The sequence below is a fragment of the Paenibacillus canaveralius genome, assembly GCF_047238265.1.
Taxonomy (GTDB): Bacteria; Bacillota; Bacilli; order Paenibacillales; family NBRC-103111; genus Paenibacillus_F.
Genome location: NZ_JBDFMM010000001.1, coordinates 5587080 through 5609674, shown reverse-complemented (window position 1 = coordinate 5609674; position 22595 = coordinate 5587080). Strand labels below are relative to the sequence as shown.

Below are 22595 nucleotides of genomic sequence, written 5' to 3'. Positions count from 1 at the left end.
TTCAACCGCATTATGTAACCGTTTACCAAGTTTTCGGATGAGCATTATCCATATTTATGAGTTTGTTTTAAGTTCATGCCAAGCGGCTGAATTTAGAAGCAGTGCCTGCGAAGAGAATGCAATGGAGGTGAGAAGGATTCCTCTTTGGAATGGCATTGTATAAATTTGATGAAATTGGGGTGTAGTATGAAAGCGCTTAAGCAATCATTTGTTTGGAGATGGCTTGTTTTACTTATATGTACAAGCATGGTCTTTTCAACTTATCTGACTGTTGTTTCGGGACAAGAAAGCGCCCGGCCGGCCGATATCAAGGGGCATTGGGCAGAGAAAGAGCTTGGCGAATGGCAGGATAAAGGGCTGATCGAAGGCTATTCGGACGGCTCTCTTAAGCCGGATAATGCCATTACGCGCGCAGAGCTTATGGCGCTTATTAACCGGTACTATAAATTAACGGCTTCCGCTTCGATCCAGTTTACGGACGTTACGGCGGAGCAGTGGCAGTACGAACAAATCAGCAAAGCGGTTGCGGCCGGTTATGTGGACGGCTACAGCGACGGCAGCATCCGTCCGGATCAGCCGGTCAGCAGACAGGAGTCCGCGGTCATGCTCTCCAAGCTGCTCAAGCTGGATGCGGCTTCCGAAGACGCGCTGAAGAGCATCAAAGACGCGGCGTCGATTGCCGACTGGAGCAAAGGCGCGGTAAGCGCCATGGTAGCCAAAGGAGTCATCGAAGGTTACGAAGACGGCACCTTCCGTCCCGAAGGCAAGCTGACCCGCGCAGAGACGGTAGTCCTGCTGGGCCGCGCTCCATCGCTACAAACCGTTACCTACGACAAGGCCGGCACGTTCGGGCCTGCTTCGGGAACCGAAACGGTTAACGGGAACGTTGCCGTTAATGTATCGGGCGTTACCCTGCAAAACACGGTCATTCAAGGCAACCTCCTTCTCGGTAAAGGCATCGAAAACGGGGATGTCACCTTGAAGAACGTGAAAGTATCGGGAACCGTTACGGTCAACGGCGGCGGAGAAAACTCCATCCATCTCGTAGACACGGTTCTGATCAAGGTTGTTGTCGATAAGGAAACCGGCGTGGTCCGTCTCGTGGCCCAAGGGAATTCCTCCGTCCAGCAAACCTATGTCCAGTCTTCCGTTAAGTTAGAGGAAAGTTCTTTGACGGGAGCCGGTTTTATCGATGTGATCCTTCCGAAAGAACTGCCTGCCGGATCTACGGTTCAACTGATCGGAGCATTTAACTCCCTTAACGTGCTCGCTTCCGGCATCAAAATCGATATTTCCAAAGGTTCCATCTCCAAAGTGACCGTGGACGGAAAGGACACGACACTGGCCGTGGGCAACGACGCCAGCATCGCTTCTCTCGTGCTGAACGCCTTGGCCAAAATTACCGGCTACGGCTCCGTTGAAAACGCGACGGTCAACGAAGGCGGTAAAGGCTCTTCCTTCGAGAAAGCTCCTGTCAAGGTAGACGGCCCGCAGAAAGACTCCATCACGACAGGATCGCCGATCGGCGGCGGCGGTGGCTGGGTCGGTGGCGGCGGCTCCGGAGGCGGAGGTTCCACGGATACGGCCAAGAAGGTCATCGCGTATGTGCCGGGCTGGAAAAACTGGTCGGCCTCCAACCCGATCGACGCAGCCAAACTGACGCATATCAACTATGCGTTCACCCATGTAAAAGACAATAAAATCGTCGCTCTTCCGGGACAAAACGACGATGCGAACTATGCTTATCTGCAAAGTTTGAAGAAGGACAATCCGAAGCTGAAAATCCTTCCTTCCGTCGGCGGATGGGGAGCGGACGGCTTCTCCGATGCGGCGCTGACCGATAGTTCCCGTAATACGTTTGCGGACAGCATCATCGAGTATGTCAAGAAATACAAGCTGGACGGTGTCGACCTGGATTGGGAGTATCCGACGCAAAGCGCAGATGGTCTTATGAAGGCGCGGCCGGAGGATAAGCAGAATTTCACGCTGATGCTTCAAACGATTCGTGAGAAGCTGAACGCTCTGGGAAGCCAGGACGGCAAATATTACGAGCTGACGATCGCTGTCGGCGCTACGCAAAAATACCTCAACGGGGTTGAAATCGAGAAAATCACCCCGCTGCTCGACAATATTAATCTGATGACTTATGACTTTGCCGGTCAATGGGTCCAAAAAACGGAGCACCATACGAATTTGTATGCCGGTAATCTGAGCGTAGATTCATCCGTTAAGCTGTATCTGGCCAATAAAGTGCCGGCAAGCAAAATCGTAATCGGCGGTGCCTTTTATGGCCACCTGTGGACGGATGTAGAAGCGGCAGGCGGTAAAATTGTGGGTCAAAAGGCAGTCGGTAACGGCGCGACACCGACTTATAATGAAATCATTTCGAATTATAATGAAGCTAAAGGCTACAAGCGCTACTGGGATAGCGAGGCCAAAGCACCTTACTTGTATAGCGAACAAACAAAAGTATTCCTTTCTTATGACGACCCGCAATCCCTTCATGAAAAGGGAAGCTATGTGCTGAGCCAGAAACTAGGCGGAGCTATGTTCTGGGAATACAGCCAGGATCAGACGGGAGCTTTGCTGGACGCGCTGGTTAAAGGCGTTAAGGGCCAAGCTCTGAACCCTGACAATACAACCGTGCCTGCCGCGCCTGTAGTTACGGGTGTAAGCGAAGGGCAGACTTACAAGACGGGCGTACTGCCTAACTGGAAAGACGCAGCGGGTACCGCAAGCGGCGCCACGCTGAACGGAGCCCCTTACACCAAGGGTACCGGCATTATCGAAGCCGGTGAATACACGCTCGTCGTTACCTCAGCTCACGGCAAAAGCGGCAAAACGGCTTCCACGACCGTGAAGTTTAAAGTCGAGCCACAAACGAAAGTAATCGGTTACGTGGCCGGCTGGAAGAACTGGTCCGAAGCAAAGCCTGTCGACGCGGCTAAACTGACGCACATCAACTATGCGTTTACGCATATCAAAGACAACAAGATCGTCCCGATCGAAGGACAGAATGACGATGCCAATTATGCATATCTGCACAGCCTCAAAACTCAAAATCCCGACCTCAAAACCTTAATTTCTGTAGGAGGTTGGGCAGCGGACGGCTTCTCGGACGCGGCATTAACGGAAGCTTCCCGTCAAACGTTTACCGACAGCATCATCGAGTATGTGAAAAAATATAACCTGGACGGCGTTGATCTGGACTGGGAGTATCCGACGCAAACAGCCGGTGGGATTGTCATAGGTAGAGGAGTAGACAAGCAGAACTTTACTTCCCTGCTTCAATTAATGAGGGACAAGCTTAACGCGCTGGGACTGGAAACTAACCGCTATTATGAACTTACAATTGCGGCGGGAGCGGGAAGCGGATATCTGGATGGCGTTGAAATCGACAAGATTACTCCGCTTCTGGATAACATCAACCTGATGACATATGATTTCGCCGGCGCTTGGGTTCCAAAGACGGAGCATCATACGAATCTTTATGGAACGGGCGACAACAGCATTGACCAATCCGTGAAACTGTATAAGAAAAATGGAGTCCCTGCACATAAAATCGTAATCGGTGCAGCCTTCTACAGCCATTTGTGGACCGGCGTGGCCAATAACGGACTGGGACAAGGAGCTACCGGAACTCAGCTTACCCCAACTTACAGCGTAACTCTCGCGACTTACAGCGAAGCCAACGGATACACTCGTTATTGGGATCAAGACGCCAAAGCTCCATATCTGTATAATGCCCAAGCAGGAGTTTTCATCTCGTACGATGATCCTCAGTCCATGGCCGAGAAAGCGGCTTATACGCTGAAGGAAAAGCTCGGCGGAGCCATGTTCTGGGAATACAGTCAGGACGAGACGGGTGCTCTTCTCGATGCTCTGGTGGACGGGCTGAAAGGCAATCCTTATACGCCTGATACCACTTCTGTGCCTGCGAAACCGCAAATCGCCAACGTCAAGGAAGGGGAGACTTACACGACAGGTGTGCTACCTAACTGGGATGATGCACCGGGTACGGTTGGTGTCGCTACGCTGAACGGAGAGGAATACACTAAAGGAACCGGCATTACCGAAGCCGGCGACTACACCTTGGTTGTAACGGCCGTTCACGGTAAAAGCGGCAAAACGGCTTCTACAACCGTTAAGTTTAAAGTAGACCCTAGAAAGAAAGTCATCGCTTACATCGCCGGCTGGGAAGACTGGTCCGTCACGAATTCGGTTTACGCCAACAAACTGACGCACCTGAACTATTCCTTTACGCTGGTAAAAGACAACAAAATCATTACGCGTCCGGAACAAAAGGACGATCAGAACTACCAATACATTCACAGCCTGAAAGCACAGAATCCTAACCTTAAAGTGCTGTTTGCCGTAGGCGGTTGGGGAGCGGACGGCTTCTCCGATGCGGTTTTGACTAACGAAGCCCGCGACACCTTCTCGAATAGCATCATCCACTATATCAAGAAGTACAATCTGGACGGCGTGGATATCGACTGGGAGTATCCGACTATTGACGCCACTGGTGATATGACAGCAAGAAAGGAAGACAAGCACAACTATACGTTGTTCCTTCAAATGCTGCGGGATAAGCTGAATCAGCTGGGACTTGCCGACAATAAATATTATGAAATTTCAATGGCGGCAGGGGCCGGTTCTGATAAATTAGATGGTTTGGAAGCTGAAAAGATATCCAACTACCTAGATAATTTCAATATCATGACCTACGATTACTCAGGCGCCTGGGTTGAAAATACGGAGCATCACACGAACGCCTACGGACCGGGATTCAGTATGGACAACGTAGTAAAAATGTATAAAAACGCTAAAGTTCCCGCCAACAAAATCGTCATCGGCATCGCTTTCTACAGCCACATCTGGTTGGATGTGGAGTCGACAGACAATAACGGTTTAGGGCAAAAGGGTAAAGGCCAGCAGTATACTCCGACTTATAGCGAAATTTTGGAGAAATACAACGCGGCCAACGGCTATACCCGTTATTGGGACGATGCAGCCAAGGCACCGTATCTCTTTGACGGCAGCACGTGGCTGTCCTACGACGATCCCGAATCCATAAAGGCGAAAGCCCAGTATGTACAGGATCAGGGATTGGGCGGTGCGATGTTCTGGGAATACAGCATGGACAAATCGGGAGCTCTTCTCGATGCTTTGGTCCAGGTAATCCCCGTTAAGTAATCGCGGCTCGCAAAGATGCGGAATGAACGGATAGGCGTATAAAAAAAGAAACCGGCGGAAGGCTCAGCCTTTCCGCCGGTTTTTCTTGTTCCCAGACCGTTATTTATAATCCCTTGCTTGTGCCAGACTTGCGCAAGGGGGAAGATCTTTCGACTTTTTTGCCCTCGCGGCTAGTAATGAACGGCGGGGCATATTGACGAGCACGATGCTGACCACGATGAGGACGAGTCCCGCCAGCAGGTTGATCGTAATCGCTTCGTTCATGAAAATGGCGCTGGCGGTGATCGAGATCAGCGGAATGAGGAAGGTGAACGAGGCGACTTTACTCGCTTCGCCCGAGCCGACCAGCGTGAAGAATGTCAGCCAGCCCAGTGCAATGACGAAAACCGAAATGAACAGCAGGCTGAAGATGAAAGGGCCGGTCCAGGCGATGTCCGAGACGCTTTCCGTTGAAAGTCCGGTGCCTGTCAGAACGACTCCGCCCATCAGCAGCTGCATCGTGACCATCCAGATGGAGTCGACGCGTTCGCCTGTTTTTTTCATATAGACGGTACCGAAAGCCCAGCTTACCGCGGAACCGAGCGCCAGCAGAATGCCGGTTATGGAGATATGCCCGCTAAGCCCGGCGGATGTAATGGTCGCCACACCGGCGAAGCCGAGGAGCAAACCGAACATTTTGAGCCCGTACATGGACTCTCCCAACCACAGCCAGGACAGAATCCCAAGCAGCACCGGCTGGAAAAACACGATAGCGGAGAAGAGCCCCGAGGGCAGGTAACCGAGACCGACGGTCTGCAGGCCGTAGAACAACATGATGTTCAGCACGGCGGAAATCAGATAAATGTGCCATGTCCGCTTGAAGTTGAGCTTTTTGTATCGCGGGATGGCGACGAGCAGCATCAGGAAGCCGCCGATCAGCGTACGAATGCCCGCGAATAGCAGGGGCGGTGTATAAATGAGCGCGTGTTTGGTCAGAGGCCAGTTGATCCCCCACATCAAGACCAGAAACGCGAGCAGGAAAACCGTTCGTTTACGGGAAGAACGTTCCATCTGAATCACTCCTTGGTTAGAACTGCTTTCTTATGATACGATGGGCTATAAGATAAATAAAATGAATAATTTTTATGAGGAGCATAAGTGAAAGGTTATGACCATTACTCAATTTCAGGTTTTTGTGAAAATAGCGGAGACCGGAAGCTTCACCAAAGCGGGCCTGGAGCTCAACATGACGCAGCCTGCGGTGAGCCATGCCATCTCAAGTCTTGAGGCCGATCTCGGCATTCATTTAATGATCCGGGACCGGAAGAACGGCATTACCCTAACCCATATCGGCAAAAGAGTGCTTATCCAGATGCGCGAAATTTTGCAGCGTGTCGAGAACATCGAACAGGAAATCGCAGCGGAGAAGGGGCTGGAGGTCGGAACTGTACGTATCGGTGCTTTTCCTACGGCCGCGGCTCATTTTTTACCGAAAATCATGAGCATGTTCAAGCGGAAATATCCGAATCTCCAGCTGGTGCTCCATGAAGGCACGATTGCCGAAGTGAAGGAGTGGCTTTCGACGAGGTTTATCGATGTGGGACTCGTTATTTTTCCCGATGCGGATATGGAGATCGTTCCTCTTTTTAGAGACAAAATGGTAGCCGTTCTTCCCGAGACTCATCCGCTGGGCGGCAGAGGATCTCTTACGATGTCCGATTTGAGCGGGGAGCCGATGATTTTGTGCAGAGGTGGGTATGAAGCGCCGATTATCGATTTGTTTCAAAAATCGGGTGCGGACCTCCAGCTCGCTTTCGCGGCATCCAATGTCGCAACGGTGCTGAATATGATCCGGGAAGGGCTGGGGCTCGCCATCTTGTCCCGTTTGTCCTTATCCGCCCTGCCTCAGGGCCTTGTTACGCTCGATTTGGAGCCTCGCGTCTGCCGGGATATATCCGTAGCCGTGCCTTCATTAAAAGAAGCCTCGCTGGCGGTCCATTTGTTTATTCAAACGGCCAGAGAGCTTTTTCCGCGGGAATGACGAGGGCGGACAACGGCAGAGGTTTTTAGGACGGAAAAGAAGCAGAACCGGTATTTTCGGGTAAGGAGCAAGTAACAGATCATTCGAGCGAAAGGGGAACAACATGAAGAAAATACGCGTGATAGGGATCGCCCTGCTCCTCCTATTTCTTACCTGTACGGCCGTATTTGCCGCAGCCGTGCCCCGGAAAGACGGAATCGTGACCGATCCCGTCGGACTGCTTACGCAATCCGAGATCCGTCAGGTGGAAAGCGGACTGAAGAACAGAGATTACGAAGTGTTTGTGCTTACCGCTAAGGGTTTGTCCGAGAGTGAAGGAGAACGGCTCGCGAATGAAGCTTACGATCAATGGGGGCTGAACCGGAATCAGCTGATGCTGGTCATTACGACTCAGCCGAACTATGTCCATCTGGTCTATGAGAACGAGCAGCTGGCCGCGGCCGTTGCGCGGAGCAAAGCAAAGAATGCCAAGGGGATCGTGGATCTTAAGTTCGTGCCGGCCGCGGGAGAAGGCAGAATTGGAGGAGGTATCCTGGCGGTCAGCGGCTACGTGAACTCGATTGCCGGAGCGGGGTCCTCTTCCGGGAACGCCGGCGATTCGGGCGCAGCGGGTTCCCGTGGCGCGGGCATGGCGTCGGTTCTCCCCGTTGTGCTGGGACTGGCCGTGATCGGAGCGGGAATTTGGGCTTTCTGGCAGTACAAAAGAAGGGCCGCGGCCCGGAAACGGCTGGGGGAAGCGAAGCAACTGCTGGACGGAACGCAGCCGGTGCTGAACGGGATGCTGTTTTCGGAAGTTTTTCAGGACCTGGAGAAACAGTTTTTGCAGGGAGAAACGAAAGAAAAAGCCGCCGAGCTGGAAAATGCGGTAGTGCGGCTGCAAGAGGAATCCGAAAAGCTGGGCGGACGACTGGCGGCACAGAAGATTCCCTTCCTCATCAACGCCAAAGCGGAGGCCGAGACAAGAAAGCTTCTTCAAGCCGTACAGGAGTTTGTCCAAAAGATAGGGCCGTACGGGACGCAGCTTGCGGAGATCGAAAAGCAGTCCACGGAAGTCAGAAAATCCGTGGACCGGGCAAAGAACGGCATCGCCGAGGCGGAGGAAGCTGTCGAAGCGCTCGCCCGCCGGACGGGTTATCCGCTGACCGTACTGAGGAAACATGCGGAGCAGGCCAAGACGGCTTATGCCAAGGCCGACGAGCTGGATGAATTCGACTTCATGCAGGCGGAAGCGTCCGTCCGGACCGCGCTCGGGGAGCTGGATTTCATCCGGAAAGCGATTGGGGAGTTCGACGCGCTGTCGGCACGGCAGCCCGGAATTTTGCCTGCGATTGAAGCACTGGAAAAAGAGCTCCGGGAACAAGCCCGGCGGGAGAGCCTTCTGCTCACCGATGGCGACCCTTACGCCCTGCTTCAGCAGGCAAGGGAGGAAACCGCCCGCCTGGGGACTCTGCTGGAAGCGGGAGACACCGAAGAGGGCGGCCGCAGCGCGATTGCCATAGACGAGAGGATGAAGGCCGCCCGCAGCCTCGTGGAGACGATGATCGCCGACCGGGAGTCCGCGCGGAAGACGGCCGGGGAGATCGGGGAGCTGACGGACGATCTCGGCGGTTTCGACCGCGCTTACCCGGAGGAGGTCCTTAAAGTCGCCCGCGGTTACGCGGAGGTGCACCGGCAGGAGCTGCAGGCCGACTACGACCGCCTGATGCGGGCACGCGAAGAGCTCGGCCGGCGGCTGACGGAGATCCGGTCCGGGCTCGCCCCGGACGTCCAGAAATACCGCTCGGCCCGCGAGGCCGGCACGGAAGCTCAAGCGCTGATGACCGAGATCCGGGAGCTTCGCACGCGGATTCTCGGGTATCACGACAGCTTGAACTCGCGGGCACGGGCCGTGAAGCTTGCGCTGGACGAGGAACGCGGGCGGCTGCGGCAGGCGGCTTCCGCCTTCGGGGAGCTCCAGGTGGAATCACCGGAGCTGTCCGCGATGATCGGCGACGGCGAAAGCAGGCTGGCCCGGCTGGAGCAGCTCGCGCAAGCGCCGGTGCTGGACGTGGGCCTGCTGGAAGAGCGCCAGCGGGGGCTCGCCGTCCAGGCCGGGCAGGCCGCGGAGCGGGTGCAGCAGCTGCTGCGGGAGAAAGAAGAGACGCTGCGCTCGGTCAGGCAGCTCGAAGGGGAATACCGGAGCCGGCATTCCCGGTACGGCGGCAGCATAAGCCTGTCACCCTATTCCTCCGGCTACGAGACGCTGATGGAGGAGAGCAGGGGGCTTATCGCCCGGGGACTTTTCGCGGAAGCGATGCAGCGCATCTCGTCCGGCCAGCAGTTGCTGGAGCAGATGGACCGGGACTATCAGCGCCGGATGTACGAGGAGCAGCTCCGCCGCAGAGGCCCCGGCGGTCCCGGGGGAGGAGGCTACTCCTCGGGCAGTTCCGGCTGGGGCGGCGGAGGAGGACGTTCCTCAGGCAGCTCGGGCTGGGGCGGCGGCTCTTCCGGAGGGCGATCCTCGGGATCGTCCAAATGGTAGGGTGCCGCGCGGCATGAGAAGCGCGGACAAGTCGCGGGGATGAACCGAATGTGGTTGACCACTGGCATGGGACGCCGAGCACCGCGCGCCGAGAGCTTCGCGCGGTGCGGAAGAAAGAAGGAGGAACTCCTCAGTCCTCCTTCTTTTTTGTCTGTTAACCAACGTGAGAATTCGCCGCTGCCTTTGCCCTTTTAACTTCCCGGGGCTCGGCCGTCCGCCGCGCAGCGTCGCAACGATAAAAGCTGCCCAAAGGCGATTTTCTCCCGGATCTGAAACGCTTTCGCTGTCCCGCCGTATAGTACACCCAAAAGGAGGTATGGCCATGCTAAAAAAATTGCTGACTAAACTTCTTGGTGCCGACAAGCACAAAGGCTCCCACTACCGTCCCCACAGCAGCAGCGACAATTTCCGCAGACATTCCCACAAGAATTACAACGGCCACAATAACTACGGCCACAGTCACTACAAGAAAAAACGTTCTTCCAGTTCCTACAGCAGTTAATCCTCATCCTTCAAGTTTCGTCAAAATTCCATCGATATCGCTTTGTATTTCATCCGCACGTTCATAAGGCTGTTCCGCCAAAAGCAACCGGCGGAGCAGTTTTTTCGTTCCGGGATGAAGCGGAAGCTCCTTTTCCCAGCTTAGTCCGGCGTCTTTTGCCGTGTTATCGTCTTCCGGGGAATAGGTGCTGTACAGCAAAAATAAAAGCAGATGGCCGGCGGCGTAAAAATCGCTGGTCACATGAACGGCCCGCCGGTATTTTTTCTCGGACGGATCGTCGTCGTCCACATCCGCATCCCATCTGGACAAATGATTTCCGTGAAGGCTGTCCGGAGCGGAACCGCCGGAATCCCCGGAATCGACCGCACGAGCGAGCCCGAAGTCGATCAGCTTCACCCGGTCTCCATCCAGCAGCACGTTGGCGATCGAAAAGTCCCGGTGAACGATTCCCCGGTTGTGCAGCATCCCGGCAAGCTCCAGCAGCTGCCGGAGAAGCAGCAAAGCTTCCTTCTCGGAGAAAACCCTGTCCTCGCGGAACAGCAGGACATCCAGCGAGCTCCCCCATACGTACTCCATCGTAAAGCAGAACTCGCCCCGCCAGCGGAAAGCCTCATAGAATGCCGGGATATCCGGATGATGAAGCCGCCGGAGCATGGCGGTTTCCTGCGCGAAGATGTCCTCCGCCCGCTTTTTGCCGCCTCTTACGGGCGATACCCTTTTCAGCACCACCTGCTGTCCGTTAACCGTATTCAGGGCCAGATAGGCGACGCCGAAGCTGCCGGCCCCGAGTTTTTCCGCGATTTTGTAGGTGCCTGCAACTACAGTGCCTTTTCGGAAAGGCAACCCGCGTATAGACCGGAGGCTTTTGCCGAAGCATTTATGAAGATAGGTACACAGGTGCTTGAAGCGTTGGGACATCCTCATGGCAAGTTCTCCTTTTCCGGCCGGTATTACGGCTTCCGGTCACAATCATGACGGGCAGAATAGCGTTCCTCAGACGGGATGCGTCATTTTTTATCGTCAGTGCCGCTGCCGCGTATTCATAAGCATGTTATACGTAAAAACGCCGTCCGAAGTAGCAGCCCCTTTTGACAATCCCGCGGGTGTCTTTGTAAAGTAACGGTAGCGAGACCGGAAGGAGTTAGAAGCATGGCCGTTAAACAAATTTTGTACATTGAGGACGATCCCGAAATCGGAAAATGGGTAAACAGCCATTTGAGCGAGCGGGGCTATGAGGTGAACTGGCTGAAATCCGGAGAGAAGGCGGCGGAATACTGGGAGCAAAGCGACCTGGTTATTCTGGATGTGATGCTTCCGGGACTTGACGGCTTTTCGGTCGGACAGCGGATGAAAAAGAATTACCCGGATACGCCCGTTCTGATGCTGTCCGCCCGGACCTCCATCGACGATAAATTGCAGGGTCTTCAGTTTGCGGACGATTACGTGACGAAGCCGTTTCATCCGGATGAGCTGGCGGCCCGTGTCGAAGTGCTGCTGCGGCGTACGGGCAAACCGGCGCAGGCGGAGATCACGCTGCATCATTTGCAGGTAAATATGGAGGAGAACCGGATCGTGGATACGCGGACCGGGGAAGAAATTATTTTGACAGGAAAACAGTTTCAGATTTTCATGTATTTTCTGCGCCATCCGAATCAGATTCTTACAAAAGAGCAGTTGTATGAAGGGGTTTGGGGAGACTCTTACATCGACGGAGACAAAACGCTGATGGTTCATATCCGCTATCTCCGCGAAAAAATCGAACGGGATCCCAGCCAGCCCGAGATCGTGGAAACGATCCGCGGCATCGGTTACCGGGTGAGAGCATGAAGTGGCGCCACTCGCTGCTGGTCAAATATTTGTGCATCGTGGTGTTCGCGATGCTGATTTGGCCGGTTGTTTTCCCGATGGCCGCCGTTCTGTATTATTTGCCGCATTCGTTTAAAACCCAGGAAGAGAACCGGAAAGCCAACCCTTATGCGAGGGGAAATGACATCGAGAAGTTCTGGCACGGGGAAGCCAAGAAGCTGCTGGGCGCCGGAGACGAGGGAATCGACAAGCGGATGCGGGAGCTGAAAGAGGAGTATCCGAAGGCGGACCTGTTCTGGGTCGACGGCAGCGGCAAAACACGCTTAACCCTGCCGGAAAGGCAGGACCTTCCCTCCGTCTGGGAAGCGGCCGATACGATCTCTTTTATGAAAAAGAGCTACAACGGCGATCCTTTTACAACGGTCGCTTTCGTGGGGGAAGACGCGGCGCAGGGCTTTATGGTGATGCAGATTCCGCGGGCGCTGATGAAGGAAGAACGGCCAATCTACAGCGACAGGTATGTCATCGGCCTCGTCCTGCTGGCCTTCGGCTTATTCCTGTTCATGTCGTGGCTGTTTTTCTACCGCATCCGCAAGCGGCTCGTTCACCTGGAGGAGGCGATGGCGCTGCCGGAGGGCCGGGATATTCCCCATCCGATAGCCGTCAGCAAGAAGGACGAAATCGGACAGCTGGAGCTGGCCTTCAACCGGATGATCGAGGAGCTGACGACGAGCCGCCGGCGGGAGCGGAAAGAGGAAGGCCTGCGCAAGCAGCTCATCGCGAATTTGTCCCATGATCTGCGCACGCCGCTGACGATTATCCGCAGCCATGCTTACTCGTTGCGGAAGGAGCCGATCTCCGCGTCAGGCAAATCTTCGCTGACGCTGATCGAGGCGAAGTCCGACGATCTGAACCGTCTTATCGACAACCTGTTGTCGTATACGCTGCTTTCCGCCGGGAAGTACCCGCTCCAGTTGGCCGAGATCGACGTGGCCCGGCTTGCCCGGACGTCCGCCGCCGCCTGGTACCCCGTGTTCGAGGAAGAAGGCATGGTCATGGACGTCGGTGTGCCGGAGCATCCCGTATACTGGAAGGCCGATCCCCAGTGGATGAACCGGATTCTGGACAATCTGTTCCAGAATGTGCTCCGGCATGCCAAGTCGGGCGGGTATATCGGCCTGCGTACCGAAGAAAGGGACGGCCGGACCGCGCTGGTGATCGAGGACAAGGGCCCTGGCATGAAGGCGCCGTCGGCGGAGAAAGGGGCGGGAATCGGCCTCACGATCGTCGCGCTGATGGTGAAAGACATGCATCTGGGCTGGGATGTCGTCAGCTCGCCGGAAGGAACGGCAATCTATTTATTCCCGCGCGACCGGTGATTTTAAACGAATCTTAAACTATCCGCACCCTGGGATTAACCTTCGCTCTTTAACATAAGGAGCGAGGTGATTTTCCATGAACGAAATGATTATTCAAACCTTCGGGTTGTCCAAACAATACAAATTGAGATCTGCCGTGGACAACGTGAATCTCCAAATCCGCAAAGGAGATATTTACGGCTTTCTGGGACCCAACGGCGCCGGGAAAACGACGACCATCCGGATGCTGCTCGGCCTGATCCGCCCGACGAAAGGGACGGTTCAGCTGTTCGGCAAAGATCTGCGCAAGGAAAAGCTGGCGATCCTGCGCAAGGTCGGCTCCTTGGTAGAGTACCCTTCCTATTACGGCCATCTGACGGCTTACGAAAATCTGGAGGCTATCCGCCGCATTCTCGACGTGCCGAAACAGCGGATCGACGAAGTGCTGGCGATTGTCCGCCTGACGAAGGAAGCGAAACGCCCGGTGAAGGGTTACTCGCTCGGCATGAAGCAGCGTCTGGGCATCGCCGCCGCGCTGCTGGGCAGCCCGGAGCTGCTCGTGCTCGACGAGCCCACGAACGGGCTCGACCCGTCCGGCATCCTGGAGATCCGGGAGCTGATCAAAAGCATGCCGCAGCAGTACGGCGTGACGGTTCTCGTATCGAGCCACCTGCTGAGCGAGGTGGATCAGATGGCCAGCCGCGTGGGCATTATCCGCGGCGGTTCGATGATCTTCGAAGACACGATCGAGAGTCTTCGAAGAAAGGCGGGCGGCCAGATCCGCATTGCGGTGGACGCGCCCCAGCAGGCGCTGCGCACCGCCGCCTCGGCCGGCTGCTTCGCGGTGGCCGACGAGTCTTCGCTTCTTCTCGAAGAAGCTCCCGACGAGAAGATCGCGCAGGTTGTGGCCGGTCTGGTCCAGGCGGGACACTCCGTCTACCGGGTGGAAGAGAAGAAGAAATCGCTGGAAGATTTCTTCCTGGACCTGGTAGGGGAGGGAGACAGCTTATGATCGGCAGAGTACTGGCCGCGGATTTCCTGAAAATCCGCCGGACGCTTGTCTGGTTCCTCGTGCTGCTGGGTCCCGTGGGCGTGGTCGGCCTCCAGGCCGTCAACTTCGGGCTGCGTTACGATTATCTGATCAAGCAGTACGCGAACGATCTCTGGTACGGGCTGCTCTCGAACGTCCAGTTCCTTGCGGCCCCGGCCCTGCTGCTCGGCATGACGCTGCTGACGTCGATGATCGCGGGCTACGAGCATCAGAGAAATTCCTGGAAGCAGCTGCTGGCCCTGCCGGTTTCCCGCTTCAGCGTCTTCACGTCGAAGCTGCTCCTTGTGCTCATCCTGCTGCTGGTGTCGTGCCTCTTGCTGGCGGCGGGGTCCGTGCTTCTCGGCTTCCTGCTCGGCTTCGGGATGAACGTTCCCGTTCTGCAGGTCATCCGCATCAGCCTGTTCCCGCTTCTAGCCGGCACACCCATCCTGGCCGTCCAGCTGTGGCTGTCGGTAGCGGTCCGGAATCAGGCCATCCCGCTGACGGCCGGAATTTTGGGAACCGTCCTGAGCCTCTTTTCGATCCGGCTGCCGGACTGGTTCCTGTGGAAATGGCCCCTGCTCGTGAACGAGGCCGGACGGCCCGAGCTTAACGTATGGCTTGGGATCGCCGCGGGCATCGTCGTGTTCCTGATCGGGCTGACTCACTTTACAAGACAGGATGTGAACTGAGATGGCCGCTTTCTTTAACATACTGGGTGCCGAATGGCTGAAGCTGCGCAAAACGAACATTTGGCTGCTGATTTTCATCTCTCCGCTGCTCGCTTTCGCGGCCGGGCTGGCCATGACCGTGCCGGCGAATGAACCCTTGATCGCATGGGCGCTTCTGCTTAGCACGATGGCCGTTATTCATGCGATGCTGTTTCTCCCGCTGCTCACCGGCGTCTTCGCGGCTTTCGTGTGCCGCTACGAGCACACGGGCGGAGGCTGGAAGCAGGTGCTGGCGCTGCCGGTGTCGCGTTCCCACCTGTTCATAGCCAAGTTCCTGCTCGTCACCGGGCTGCTCGCCGTCACTCAGCTGCTGTTCCTCGGCGGCTTGCTCGGAGCTGGCTTTATCAAAGGACTCGGCGCAAGCATCCCCTGGAGCCACCTGCTGTGGCCCGTCTTGGGAGGCTGGCTCGCTACTCTGCCGCTGGCGGCTCTGCAGCTCTCGGTATCCGTAGCCTGGGTGAGCTTCGCCGCCCCGCTTGCGCTCAACGTTATCTTCACGCTGCCGAACATTCTCGTAGCCAATTCCGAGACGTACGGCCCGTTCTACCCGTGGGCGCAGCCATTCCTGGCGATGCTTCCGGCGACGGAAGACAGCTTCGGATCTCTCCACGTTTCTTTCGAAACGCTCATTTACGTCATTCTGGGAGGTTTCGTCGTTTTCTTCCTGTCAGGACTGAGTTATTTTAAAAGAAAAGAAATTTGATGAGTTTTTACGGATTTCTTCCCATTTTCTGGATAAATGATAGAATGAGAGAAGGTGCCTCGAAGGTGCATCTTCTCTTTTTTTCGTTAAGGAAAGCGGAGGCGCACGAGGTAGAAAATTTTCGGAAAAGCTCCGCAAGGTGTGATTCGATTAAAGAGGTGTTGGCAGTTGAACGGGTTAATCGGACTTTTATGCCTCATTTGGGGCTACAACTGGGTGATCATGAAGCTCGCGAACGGCGTATTTCCTCCGGTGCTGTTCGCCGGGTACCGTTTCGGAGTAGGGGCGGCCGCTCTGCTGCTGTTCTGTCTGTTCAAAAAGGTCCCAGTTCCGTCACGGAAGGATTTGAAATGGTTTATCCTGTGCGGAATTCTTCAGACGGCTTATTTCAATCTCGCGATCCAGATTTCGCTGGAGGATATCAGTGCGGGGCTTACCTCCGTGCTGACGTACAGTATGCCGCTCTGGCTGACGCTGATGGCGCACTTTCTCATTCCGGGGGAAAAGCTTACGACCCGCAAAACGATCGGGCTGATCGCGGGAATCATCGGCATGTTCTTCGCTTTGGACGTGCGTCTCGGAGGCAGCTTCTGGGCCATGCTGCTGGCTCTGTCGTCGGGACTTGCCTGGGCCGTCTCCAACGTGATCATCAAGCGCAAGCTGGCCCACTGCGACAACCTGCAGTTTACGACCTGGCAGATGGTAGCGGGAGCGGCGGGTCTGTTTCTGTATTCGGCCGTTTTTGAACACGGGGAGAGCCACTGGGGACTTATGCCCGCGGTTTATGTCGGCTTTGCCGGGATTGTCGCTTCCGCGTTCGCTTTCGTCCTGTGGTTCCATATTTTATCGCGGGCCGAAGCGGGCAAAGCGTCCGTTTCCCTGCTGCTGGTGCCGGTCATAGGCGTTCTGTCGGGCGTTCTTTTTCTCGGGGAAACTTTGAGGGCGGGCACTGTGACGGGCATCGTTTTCGTGCTGATCGGCATCTGGTTTGTCAATTCAAAAAAGCCGGTCTCCCGGGAAAGACGTGCGGCCGGATAAGGGACTGCGTGCAAACGGAGCGAATGCGGGGAAAGCGGGATGGGGAAACCGGAGCGGGTTTTCCGGAAAAGGTGACTTGAATTTCCGCAGCGGGGTAAGTACAGGCTAGAGATGGAAATTGGCGTAAGCGGAGGAGGCGGAGAGCATGTTCAAAAAAGCGATTCTGATTCATAACGGCAGCGCCGGACAGGCGGAGACGGGCAGCAGGCTGGAAGCGGTGATCGGTCCGCTTGCGGCGGAGATTGATGAACTCACGCTGATGCAGACGAAGGAACCGGGAGATGCGGAGCGGATCTGCAGGGAACGCGGCGGGGAGACGGATCTTCTCCTCGTGCTGGGCGGCGACGGAACTGTCCATGAATGCGTGAACGGGCTGGCCCCGCTGGAAGATCCGCCTGTCGTCGGCATTCTGCCCGGCGGGACATGCAACGACTTCTCCCGGGCGCTTCATATTCCCCAAGAGCTGGAGCGGGCCGCGGAGACCCTTATGCGGGGGAAGACACAGCCGGTAGATATCGGACGGGCGAATGACCGGTATTTCTCGAATTTCTTCGGTATCGGCCTTATTACCGACGCTTCGGTCAACATCAATCCGCAGCTGAAAGGAACGATCGGCAAGCTGAGTTATTTTATCAGCACGCTCCAGACGGTAACGTCCGCCAATCCTTTCCGGTTTACGCTGGAACACGACAGCGGGCGGACGGGCGGGGAAGCGGTGATGCTCTTCGTCGCCAACGGCCGGTTTCTCGGCACAAGGCCGCTGCCGCTGGCTTCGGATGCTCTTTACGACGGTGTTCTGGATGTGGCGATTATCCGTGAAGGAGGTCTGCCGCTTCTGAAGGAGCTGTTCAAAATCAAAAACTTCCAGGAATGGGATTCGGAGAAAAGCAGCTTCGAGTTCGTCCGCACGACTTCTTTGAAGCTGACTACGGATCAGCCTATGCAGGCGGATATGGACGGGGAAATTTATGTGCAGACTCCGGCGGATATCTCGGTTCTAGGGAAAAAGCTGACGTTCCTCGTCGGGGAAGAACAGCCGTAAAAACAAGCGGCATCCGGAAGAAAAAACGCCTGTATCTCCTCCAAGAGACGGGCGTTTTCCCTTTTTTCAATGGGCATCCGGAAACTTCTTCGTTCCGTTTCGTATGAATGGTGTATAAGAAAGAAATCTCATGATTACGGAGGCTGCCATGGAATCGAAGAAGAAGTCCGGTACAGGTTCTACACTGCTGAGCAGTCTGGGCGTTCTGATGCTTGTCGGGAGCTACCTGATTTCGGAGAGCCCTGCGGGTGACGAGTCGGCGGGCATTCGGCTGCTTTTTTATACCGCCATCGGTTCGCTTGCCGCCAGCCTTGTGCTGGGTTATGCGGGCATGCTGAAAGAGAAGCCGGGCTTTCTGAAATTTGCCGCAGCGGGGAGCATCTTCCTGGTCGCCGGGGCTCTGATCGGGGCTCTGCTGCTGACGGTTTTCGCCGGGGTCCGGGAGCCCTAGTGCAGTTTGCTATTCTCCGGGGTTCCCTGCTGTCCCGCTGCTGAATAGCTTTTTCCCGGCCCAAAATGCGAAGGTAGCCCTCCGCCGGAAGAGCGGCCAAGAGCCCGCTTCTTTTATTCCGGTTGTATATGACTCAGATGCCGGAGTTTATCCGGATTGATTACGATATAGATAGCCGCGATATGGTCCTCTTCACAATGAAAAGAGACGACGGACGACAGCTTCCCGTTCGAATAGCTTGCCAATCCCGGCAGTCCGTTTACGTGTACGATGTCGAGCCGGGAGAACTCCCGGCCGAATTTCTGAATAAGACCGGCGAAGAAACGGGCTATCCGGTCCGCGCCGATAATGGGTCGCACGGCCGCCGAGACTTTACCGCCGCCGTCGGAATAAAGCACGGCTTCATCCGCCAGCGCTGCCAGCAGTCCCGCCGTGTCTCCGGCTTTCAGCGCGTTCACGAACCTGTCGACCAGGCGTCCGGTTTGCTGCCGGAAGGCAAGCAGGTTCGGAACGCCCGGCACTGCCGGTTCCTCCGGCGGAAGGGCGTGGCTTCCCAGGCTGCGTTTCGCCCGGTGAAAAATCTGGCGGCAGTTCGTGCTGCTCTTGCCGACGATGGAGGCGATCTCGTCGTAGTCGTACTGCAGCGACTCGCGAAGGAGGAATACGACTCTCTCCACCCAGGTAAGCTGATGCAGCAAAAGCAGGTAAGCGGTGGAGAGAGACTCGCGGAGCACGAGGCTCTCCGCCGGGTCGTCCGCTCCGGGGGCTCCTTCCACGAGGGGCTCCGGCAGCCACGGCCCGATATACGCTTCCCGCCTGTAACTTGGGGAGCGGAGGCGGTCGATGCAGAGGTTCGTGGCGATTTTGCACAAGTACGCTTTGGGATTCTCGATCGGTTTGGCGGCGGACGCTCCGTTCATGGAAAGAAAGGCTTCCTGCACGATATCCTCCGCGTCCATGACGCTTCCCAGCAGCCGGTACGCCAATGAAAAGAGAAGGGGCTTGTAAGCCGTGTACAGCTGTTCGGTCGATAATCTCTCCGTTTCCATAGAAGCAAGGCACCTCTCTTTTTTTCTTTCCCGATAGAACGGGAAGGATAATAACCGCTGGATATCCAAGCCGGCATACCTTCATAACCCCAGTGTATACCGGCTCTTCTTTTATGAACATAAGCAAATCGGGAAGAGCTTCCCGGCAATAGACAGGCTCAAAACGCGACGGTTTCCCGGGCGCCGTTTACGAATTGTTCGGCACGAAGCGCTTCAAGCACGGCGGAAGCTGCCCTGACGGCACTAGCCGCCGAAGCGTCGGCCAGCATTTCACGATGGCCCGCCCAGTCGCCGGCCGCGTAAAGTCCGCTCAGTCCGGGAACGGCAGGGCCCGCGCAGGCGGAAGACCGGCCTGTATGGAACGTATCGGGCACGACCGTAATGTTCGGCAGGAACTGCCGGCCGGCAAGCTCTTTCCGCCAGCCGGGATGAATCAGGTCCATCGTTTCTTCGAGTATACGTTCGTCGGCGCGGGGGCTGCTTTCGCCGGGCCCGTTATACTTGATCAGATGGACCACTTGTTTGCCGTCTTCACTCAGGCTCGCGACCCTCGAATGATGCGAGAAAAAGACCGGCCGGTCCAGCCCCATCACAAAATGACGGCCTTCCACCGGCAGGCGGTTCAGGCTCAGATCCAGGCAAGCCGTCATGGCGGGACGGGCTTCTTCTTTCCAGCTCCGCAGTACGGTCCTCTCCGCCCCGGGAACAAGGCGGAAAAGATCGGCGGGTGCGGACGTGGCGATCACATGGGATACGTCCAGGCGATCCCCGTCCGCTAACCGCAGCCCTTGTATCCGGGAACCGTCATGGATAATTTCGGCGGCCGCTTTGCCCGTCCGTATATCCGCGCCCGCCCGCACCGCCAGATCCCGCAGCTGATCGACCAGTGTCTGCCAGCCTCCGTGAAGATACCGCACACCCTTCAGGGAAGTGTGCACCTGACGGAGCACCGGGCCCGCAAGCTGGCTGTCCGGGTCTGCGGCATATGTGGCCGTCCGGCAGAGGGCATAGAAGAAATGACGGACCATCGGATCGCTTATTTCCCGCTCGGTCCATTCCCGGAGGCTGATGCCGGGGAGAGAGCCGCCGTCATATTTGCGGAGAGCCGTCATCAGACGGACGAGCTGAATTTTTCCTGTCCAGCCAAGGAGCTTGGAGGAGAGGAGTTTCATCGGTTCGACGGGCAGCGGAACGAGCCGGTTGTTCCAAATGCCGTACCCGTTGATCGGCGGCGATCCTCCCTCCATCTTGACACCCATTTCCTTCATGACGGAATAAGCTTCTCCGCCCAGGTATAAGGCATGCCCGCCCAGGTTGAAAAGACTTCCGTTCTTGAGGTTCGTTATGGCCCGGCCCCCGAGCCGGTGCGATTTTTCCAGGACAACGACCGATTTCCCTGCCTGAGCGAGCTTTGCCGCGGCAATCAGCCCTGCCAGACCGGCGCCGATTACGGCTGCATCATAGGTTTTTTCCATCTTTCTCATCCTCCGTTTGGGTGTGATGCCATCAAGACGGGGAAGGGTCCGTTTTTGTGACAGAGCGGCGGCGCGAATTGCATCCGATTATGGTACAATACAGGCATATAAATCGGTGGGTACTCACAACCTAACAGGCAAAAGAAGGGGACAGCAGCTTCATGCGGATCAATAAATTCATTAGCGAAACGGGCATTTGCTCCAGACGAAAAGCGGACGAGCTTGTTCAAGCCGGACGTGTGACCATCAACGGTGCTCCGGCGGAGCTGGGCAGTACGGCCGAGCCGGGGGACGATGTGAGAATCGACGGCAAACCGCTGGGGACCAAGAAGAAGTCCGTCTATATAGCGTTGAACAAACCGGTTGGCATCACGTGCACGACGGAGCGCCACATTCAAGGCAATATCGTCGATTTTGTGCGGCACCCGGAGAGAATTTTCCCAATCGGCCGTCTGGATAAGGACTCGGAAGGACTTATCCTCATGACCAATGACGGGGATATCGTCAATAAAATTTTGCGTGCGGAAAATAACCATGAGAAGGAATATATCGTCACCGTGAACCAGCCGATTACGAACTCTTTCGTGCAGGGCATGTCCACGGGCGTCCGCATTATGGGAACGAAGACGAAACCGTGCAAAGTGACCCGGATCAACGACCATACTTTCCGGATCATCCTGACGCAGGGACTGAACCGGCAAATCCGGCGCATGTGTCAGGCGTTCGGGTATCAGGTGCACCGGCTGCAGCGGGTGCGCATCATGAATATCAAGCTGGACGGACTCCCCAAAGGAAAATGGAGAGACCTGAGCGAATCCGAGTTCAGGCGGCTGATGGAGCTGCTGGATTGAGAACGGCGGCAGTGAAGGGCAGCATCTTATCTACACCACAGGAAGAGGTGCGCAATGGAACAGGCGTCCAGTCCCGGTCAGACCTATAAAATCGTAGATGTGTGCCTGCTTGCGGGAAAAATCATGCTCCAGAACGGAGCGGAAACGTATCGGGTGGAAGATACGATGGCCCGCATCGCGGCCTCTTACGGCCTTCATCATACCCACAGCTTCGTGACCCCGACGGGCATCATCTTCTCCGTAGACGGCAGCGACCCGACCAAGCTGGTCCGGATCTCCACGCGGTCCACCGATTTGCACAAAGTGACGCTGGTCAACGGGCTCTCCCGCAAAATCAGCGACGGACAGCTTGATCTTCAGGAAGCCCACCGGCTGCTTCTCAAGGTGGATAAAGCCAATCTGGCCTATCCCGTGGCCCTCCAGATTGCGGCGGCGGCCGTGTCCAGCGGCTGTTTTACGATCATGTTTAACGGCGGGTGGCCCGATTTTATTCCGGCCGTCGTCACGGGGGGGCTTGGTTTTATCGGGTTTCTTATTTTTCACCGCTATGTGCTGTTCAAGTTCGTAGCCGAGTTTCTGGCTTCTTTCATTATCGGCATGCTGGCTTCTCTGTTTATATGGACAGGACTCGGACAGGAGCTCGACAAAATTATTATCGGCTCCGTCATGCCGCTTGTACCGGGTCTGCTGATCACGAATGCCGTGAGGGATTTGATAGCGGGGCATCTCGTATCCGGCTTGTCCAAGGGCGCGGAAGCTTTTTTGACGGCGTTCGCCATCGGAGCCGGTATCGCGGTCGTCTTTTCATTTTATTAACGGAGG

At 56.1% G+C, this 22595-nt stretch carries 18 protein-coding genes; 14 read left to right on the top strand and 4 right to left on the bottom strand.

Going from position 1 to position 22595, the window contains the following annotated elements:
- Positions 1-186 precede the first annotated feature (186 nt).
- Positions 187-5196, top strand: a complete 5010-nt coding sequence (locus ABC395_RS25355) for a glycosyl hydrolase family 18 protein (RefSeq protein WP_413006481.1) — start codon at positions 187-189, stop codon at positions 5194-5196.
- A gap of 99 nt (positions 5197-5295) precedes the next feature.
- On the opposite strand, the gene ABC395_RS25350 is transcribed toward ABC395_RS25355, so the two are convergent.
- The gene (locus ABC395_RS25350; RefSeq protein ID WP_413006480.1) at positions 5296-6246 is read right to left on the bottom strand and encodes a DMT family transporter; all 951 of its coding nucleotides are present in this window, start codon (positions 6244-6246) and stop codon (positions 5296-5298) included.
- Between the two features lie 97 nt (positions 6247-6343).
- Between ABC395_RS25350 and ABC395_RS25345 the strand changes: the two genes are divergently transcribed.
- From ABC395_RS25345 to ABC395_RS25335, 3 genes are all read left to right on the top strand, one after another.
- Entirely contained in the window at positions 6344-7216 is an 873-nt protein-coding gene (locus ABC395_RS25345) for a LysR family transcriptional regulator (RefSeq protein ID WP_413006479.1), read from the top strand.
- 103 nt (positions 7217-7319) lie between these two features.
- Positions 7320-9737, top strand: coding sequence for a TPM domain-containing protein (locus ABC395_RS25340; RefSeq protein ID WP_413006478.1), 2418 nt, complete (start codon positions 7320-7322; stop codon positions 9735-9737).
- Positions 9738-10059: 322 nt separating this feature from the next.
- Entirely contained in the window at positions 10060-10239 is a 180-nt protein-coding gene (locus ABC395_RS25335; protein WP_413006477.1) for a hypothetical protein, read from the top strand.
- Positions 10240-10242: 3 nt separating this feature from the next.
- On the opposite strand, the gene ABC395_RS25330 is transcribed toward ABC395_RS25335, so the two are convergent.
- Entirely contained in the window at positions 10243-11163 is a 921-nt protein-coding gene (locus ABC395_RS25330) for a serine/threonine protein kinase (protein WP_413006476.1), read from the bottom strand.
- 225 nt (positions 11164-11388) lie between these two features.
- On the opposite strand from ABC395_RS25330, the gene ABC395_RS25325 reads away from it, so the two are divergent.
- The 8 genes from ABC395_RS25325 to ABC395_RS25290 all read left to right on the top strand — a co-directional run bounded on the left by ABC395_RS25325 (position 11389) and on the right by ABC395_RS25290 (position 18398).
- On the top strand, positions 11389-12066 hold the full coding sequence (locus ABC395_RS25325; RefSeq protein WP_413006475.1) for a response regulator transcription factor: 678 nt from the start codon (positions 11389-11391) through the stop codon (positions 12064-12066).
- Positions 12063-13424, top strand: coding sequence for a sensor histidine kinase (locus ABC395_RS25320; RefSeq protein WP_413006474.1), 1362 nt, complete (start codon positions 12063-12065; stop codon positions 13422-13424). The genes ABC395_RS25325 and ABC395_RS25320 overlap by 4 nt, the downstream gene beginning before the upstream one ends.
- Before the next feature lie 76 nt (positions 13425-13500).
- Positions 13501-14415 carry an ABC transporter ATP-binding protein gene (locus tag ABC395_RS25315; protein ID WP_413006473.1) on the top strand — a complete coding sequence of 305 codons (915 nt, stop codon included), beginning with the start codon at positions 13501-13503 and terminating at the stop codon, positions 14413-14415.
- Positions 14412-15125: an ABC transporter permease gene (locus ABC395_RS25310; RefSeq protein ID WP_413006472.1), complete on the top strand. Its 714-nt coding sequence runs from the start codon at positions 14412-14414 to the stop codon at positions 15123-15125. The genes ABC395_RS25315 and ABC395_RS25310 overlap by 4 nt, the downstream gene beginning before the upstream one ends.
- A gap of 1 nt (position 15126) precedes the next feature.
- Positions 15127-15867, top strand: a complete 741-nt coding sequence (locus ABC395_RS25305; RefSeq protein ID WP_413006471.1) for an ABC transporter permease — start codon at positions 15127-15129, stop codon at positions 15865-15867.
- A 168-nt stretch (positions 15868-16035) separates the two neighbouring features.
- Positions 16036-16905 carry a DMT family transporter gene (locus ABC395_RS25300; RefSeq protein ID WP_413006470.1) on the top strand — a complete coding sequence of 290 codons (870 nt, stop codon included), beginning with the start codon at positions 16036-16038 and terminating at the stop codon, positions 16903-16905.
- A gap of 145 nt (positions 16906-17050) precedes the next feature.
- A complete protein-coding gene (locus ABC395_RS25295; protein ID WP_413006469.1) occupies positions 17051-17947 on the top strand; it encodes a diacylglycerol/lipid kinase family protein in 897 nt (298 codons plus the stop codon).
- Between the two features lie 148 nt (positions 17948-18095).
- Positions 18096-18398: a hypothetical protein gene (locus ABC395_RS25290; RefSeq protein ID WP_413006468.1), complete on the top strand. Its 303-nt coding sequence runs from the start codon at positions 18096-18098 to the stop codon at positions 18396-18398.
- A 113-nt stretch (positions 18399-18511) separates the two neighbouring features.
- Here the strand turns inward: ABC395_RS25290 and ABC395_RS25285 are convergent, their stop codons facing one another.
- Complete coding sequence (locus ABC395_RS25285; RefSeq protein WP_413006467.1) at positions 18512-19447, bottom strand: RNA polymerase sigma-70 factor; 936 nt, start codon at positions 19445-19447, stop codon at positions 18512-18514.
- A gap of 158 nt (positions 19448-19605) precedes the next feature.
- Complete coding sequence (locus tag ABC395_RS25280; RefSeq protein WP_413006466.1) at positions 19606-20922, bottom strand: phytoene desaturase family protein; 1317 nt, start codon at positions 20920-20922, stop codon at positions 19606-19608.
- A 161-nt stretch (positions 20923-21083) separates the two neighbouring features.
- Here ABC395_RS25280 and rluF point away from each other — a divergent pair, with 161 nt between their 5' ends.
- Entirely contained in the window at positions 21084-21773 is a 690-nt protein-coding gene (gene rluF, locus ABC395_RS25275) for a 23S rRNA pseudouridine(2604) synthase RluF (RefSeq protein ID WP_413006465.1), read from the top strand.
- Between the two features lie 54 nt (positions 21774-21827).
- Positions 21828-22589: a threonine/serine exporter family protein gene (locus ABC395_RS25270; RefSeq protein ID WP_413006464.1), complete on the top strand. Its 762-nt coding sequence runs from the start codon at positions 21828-21830 to the stop codon at positions 22587-22589.
- The last annotated feature ends 6 nt before the right edge of the window (positions 22590-22595 follow it).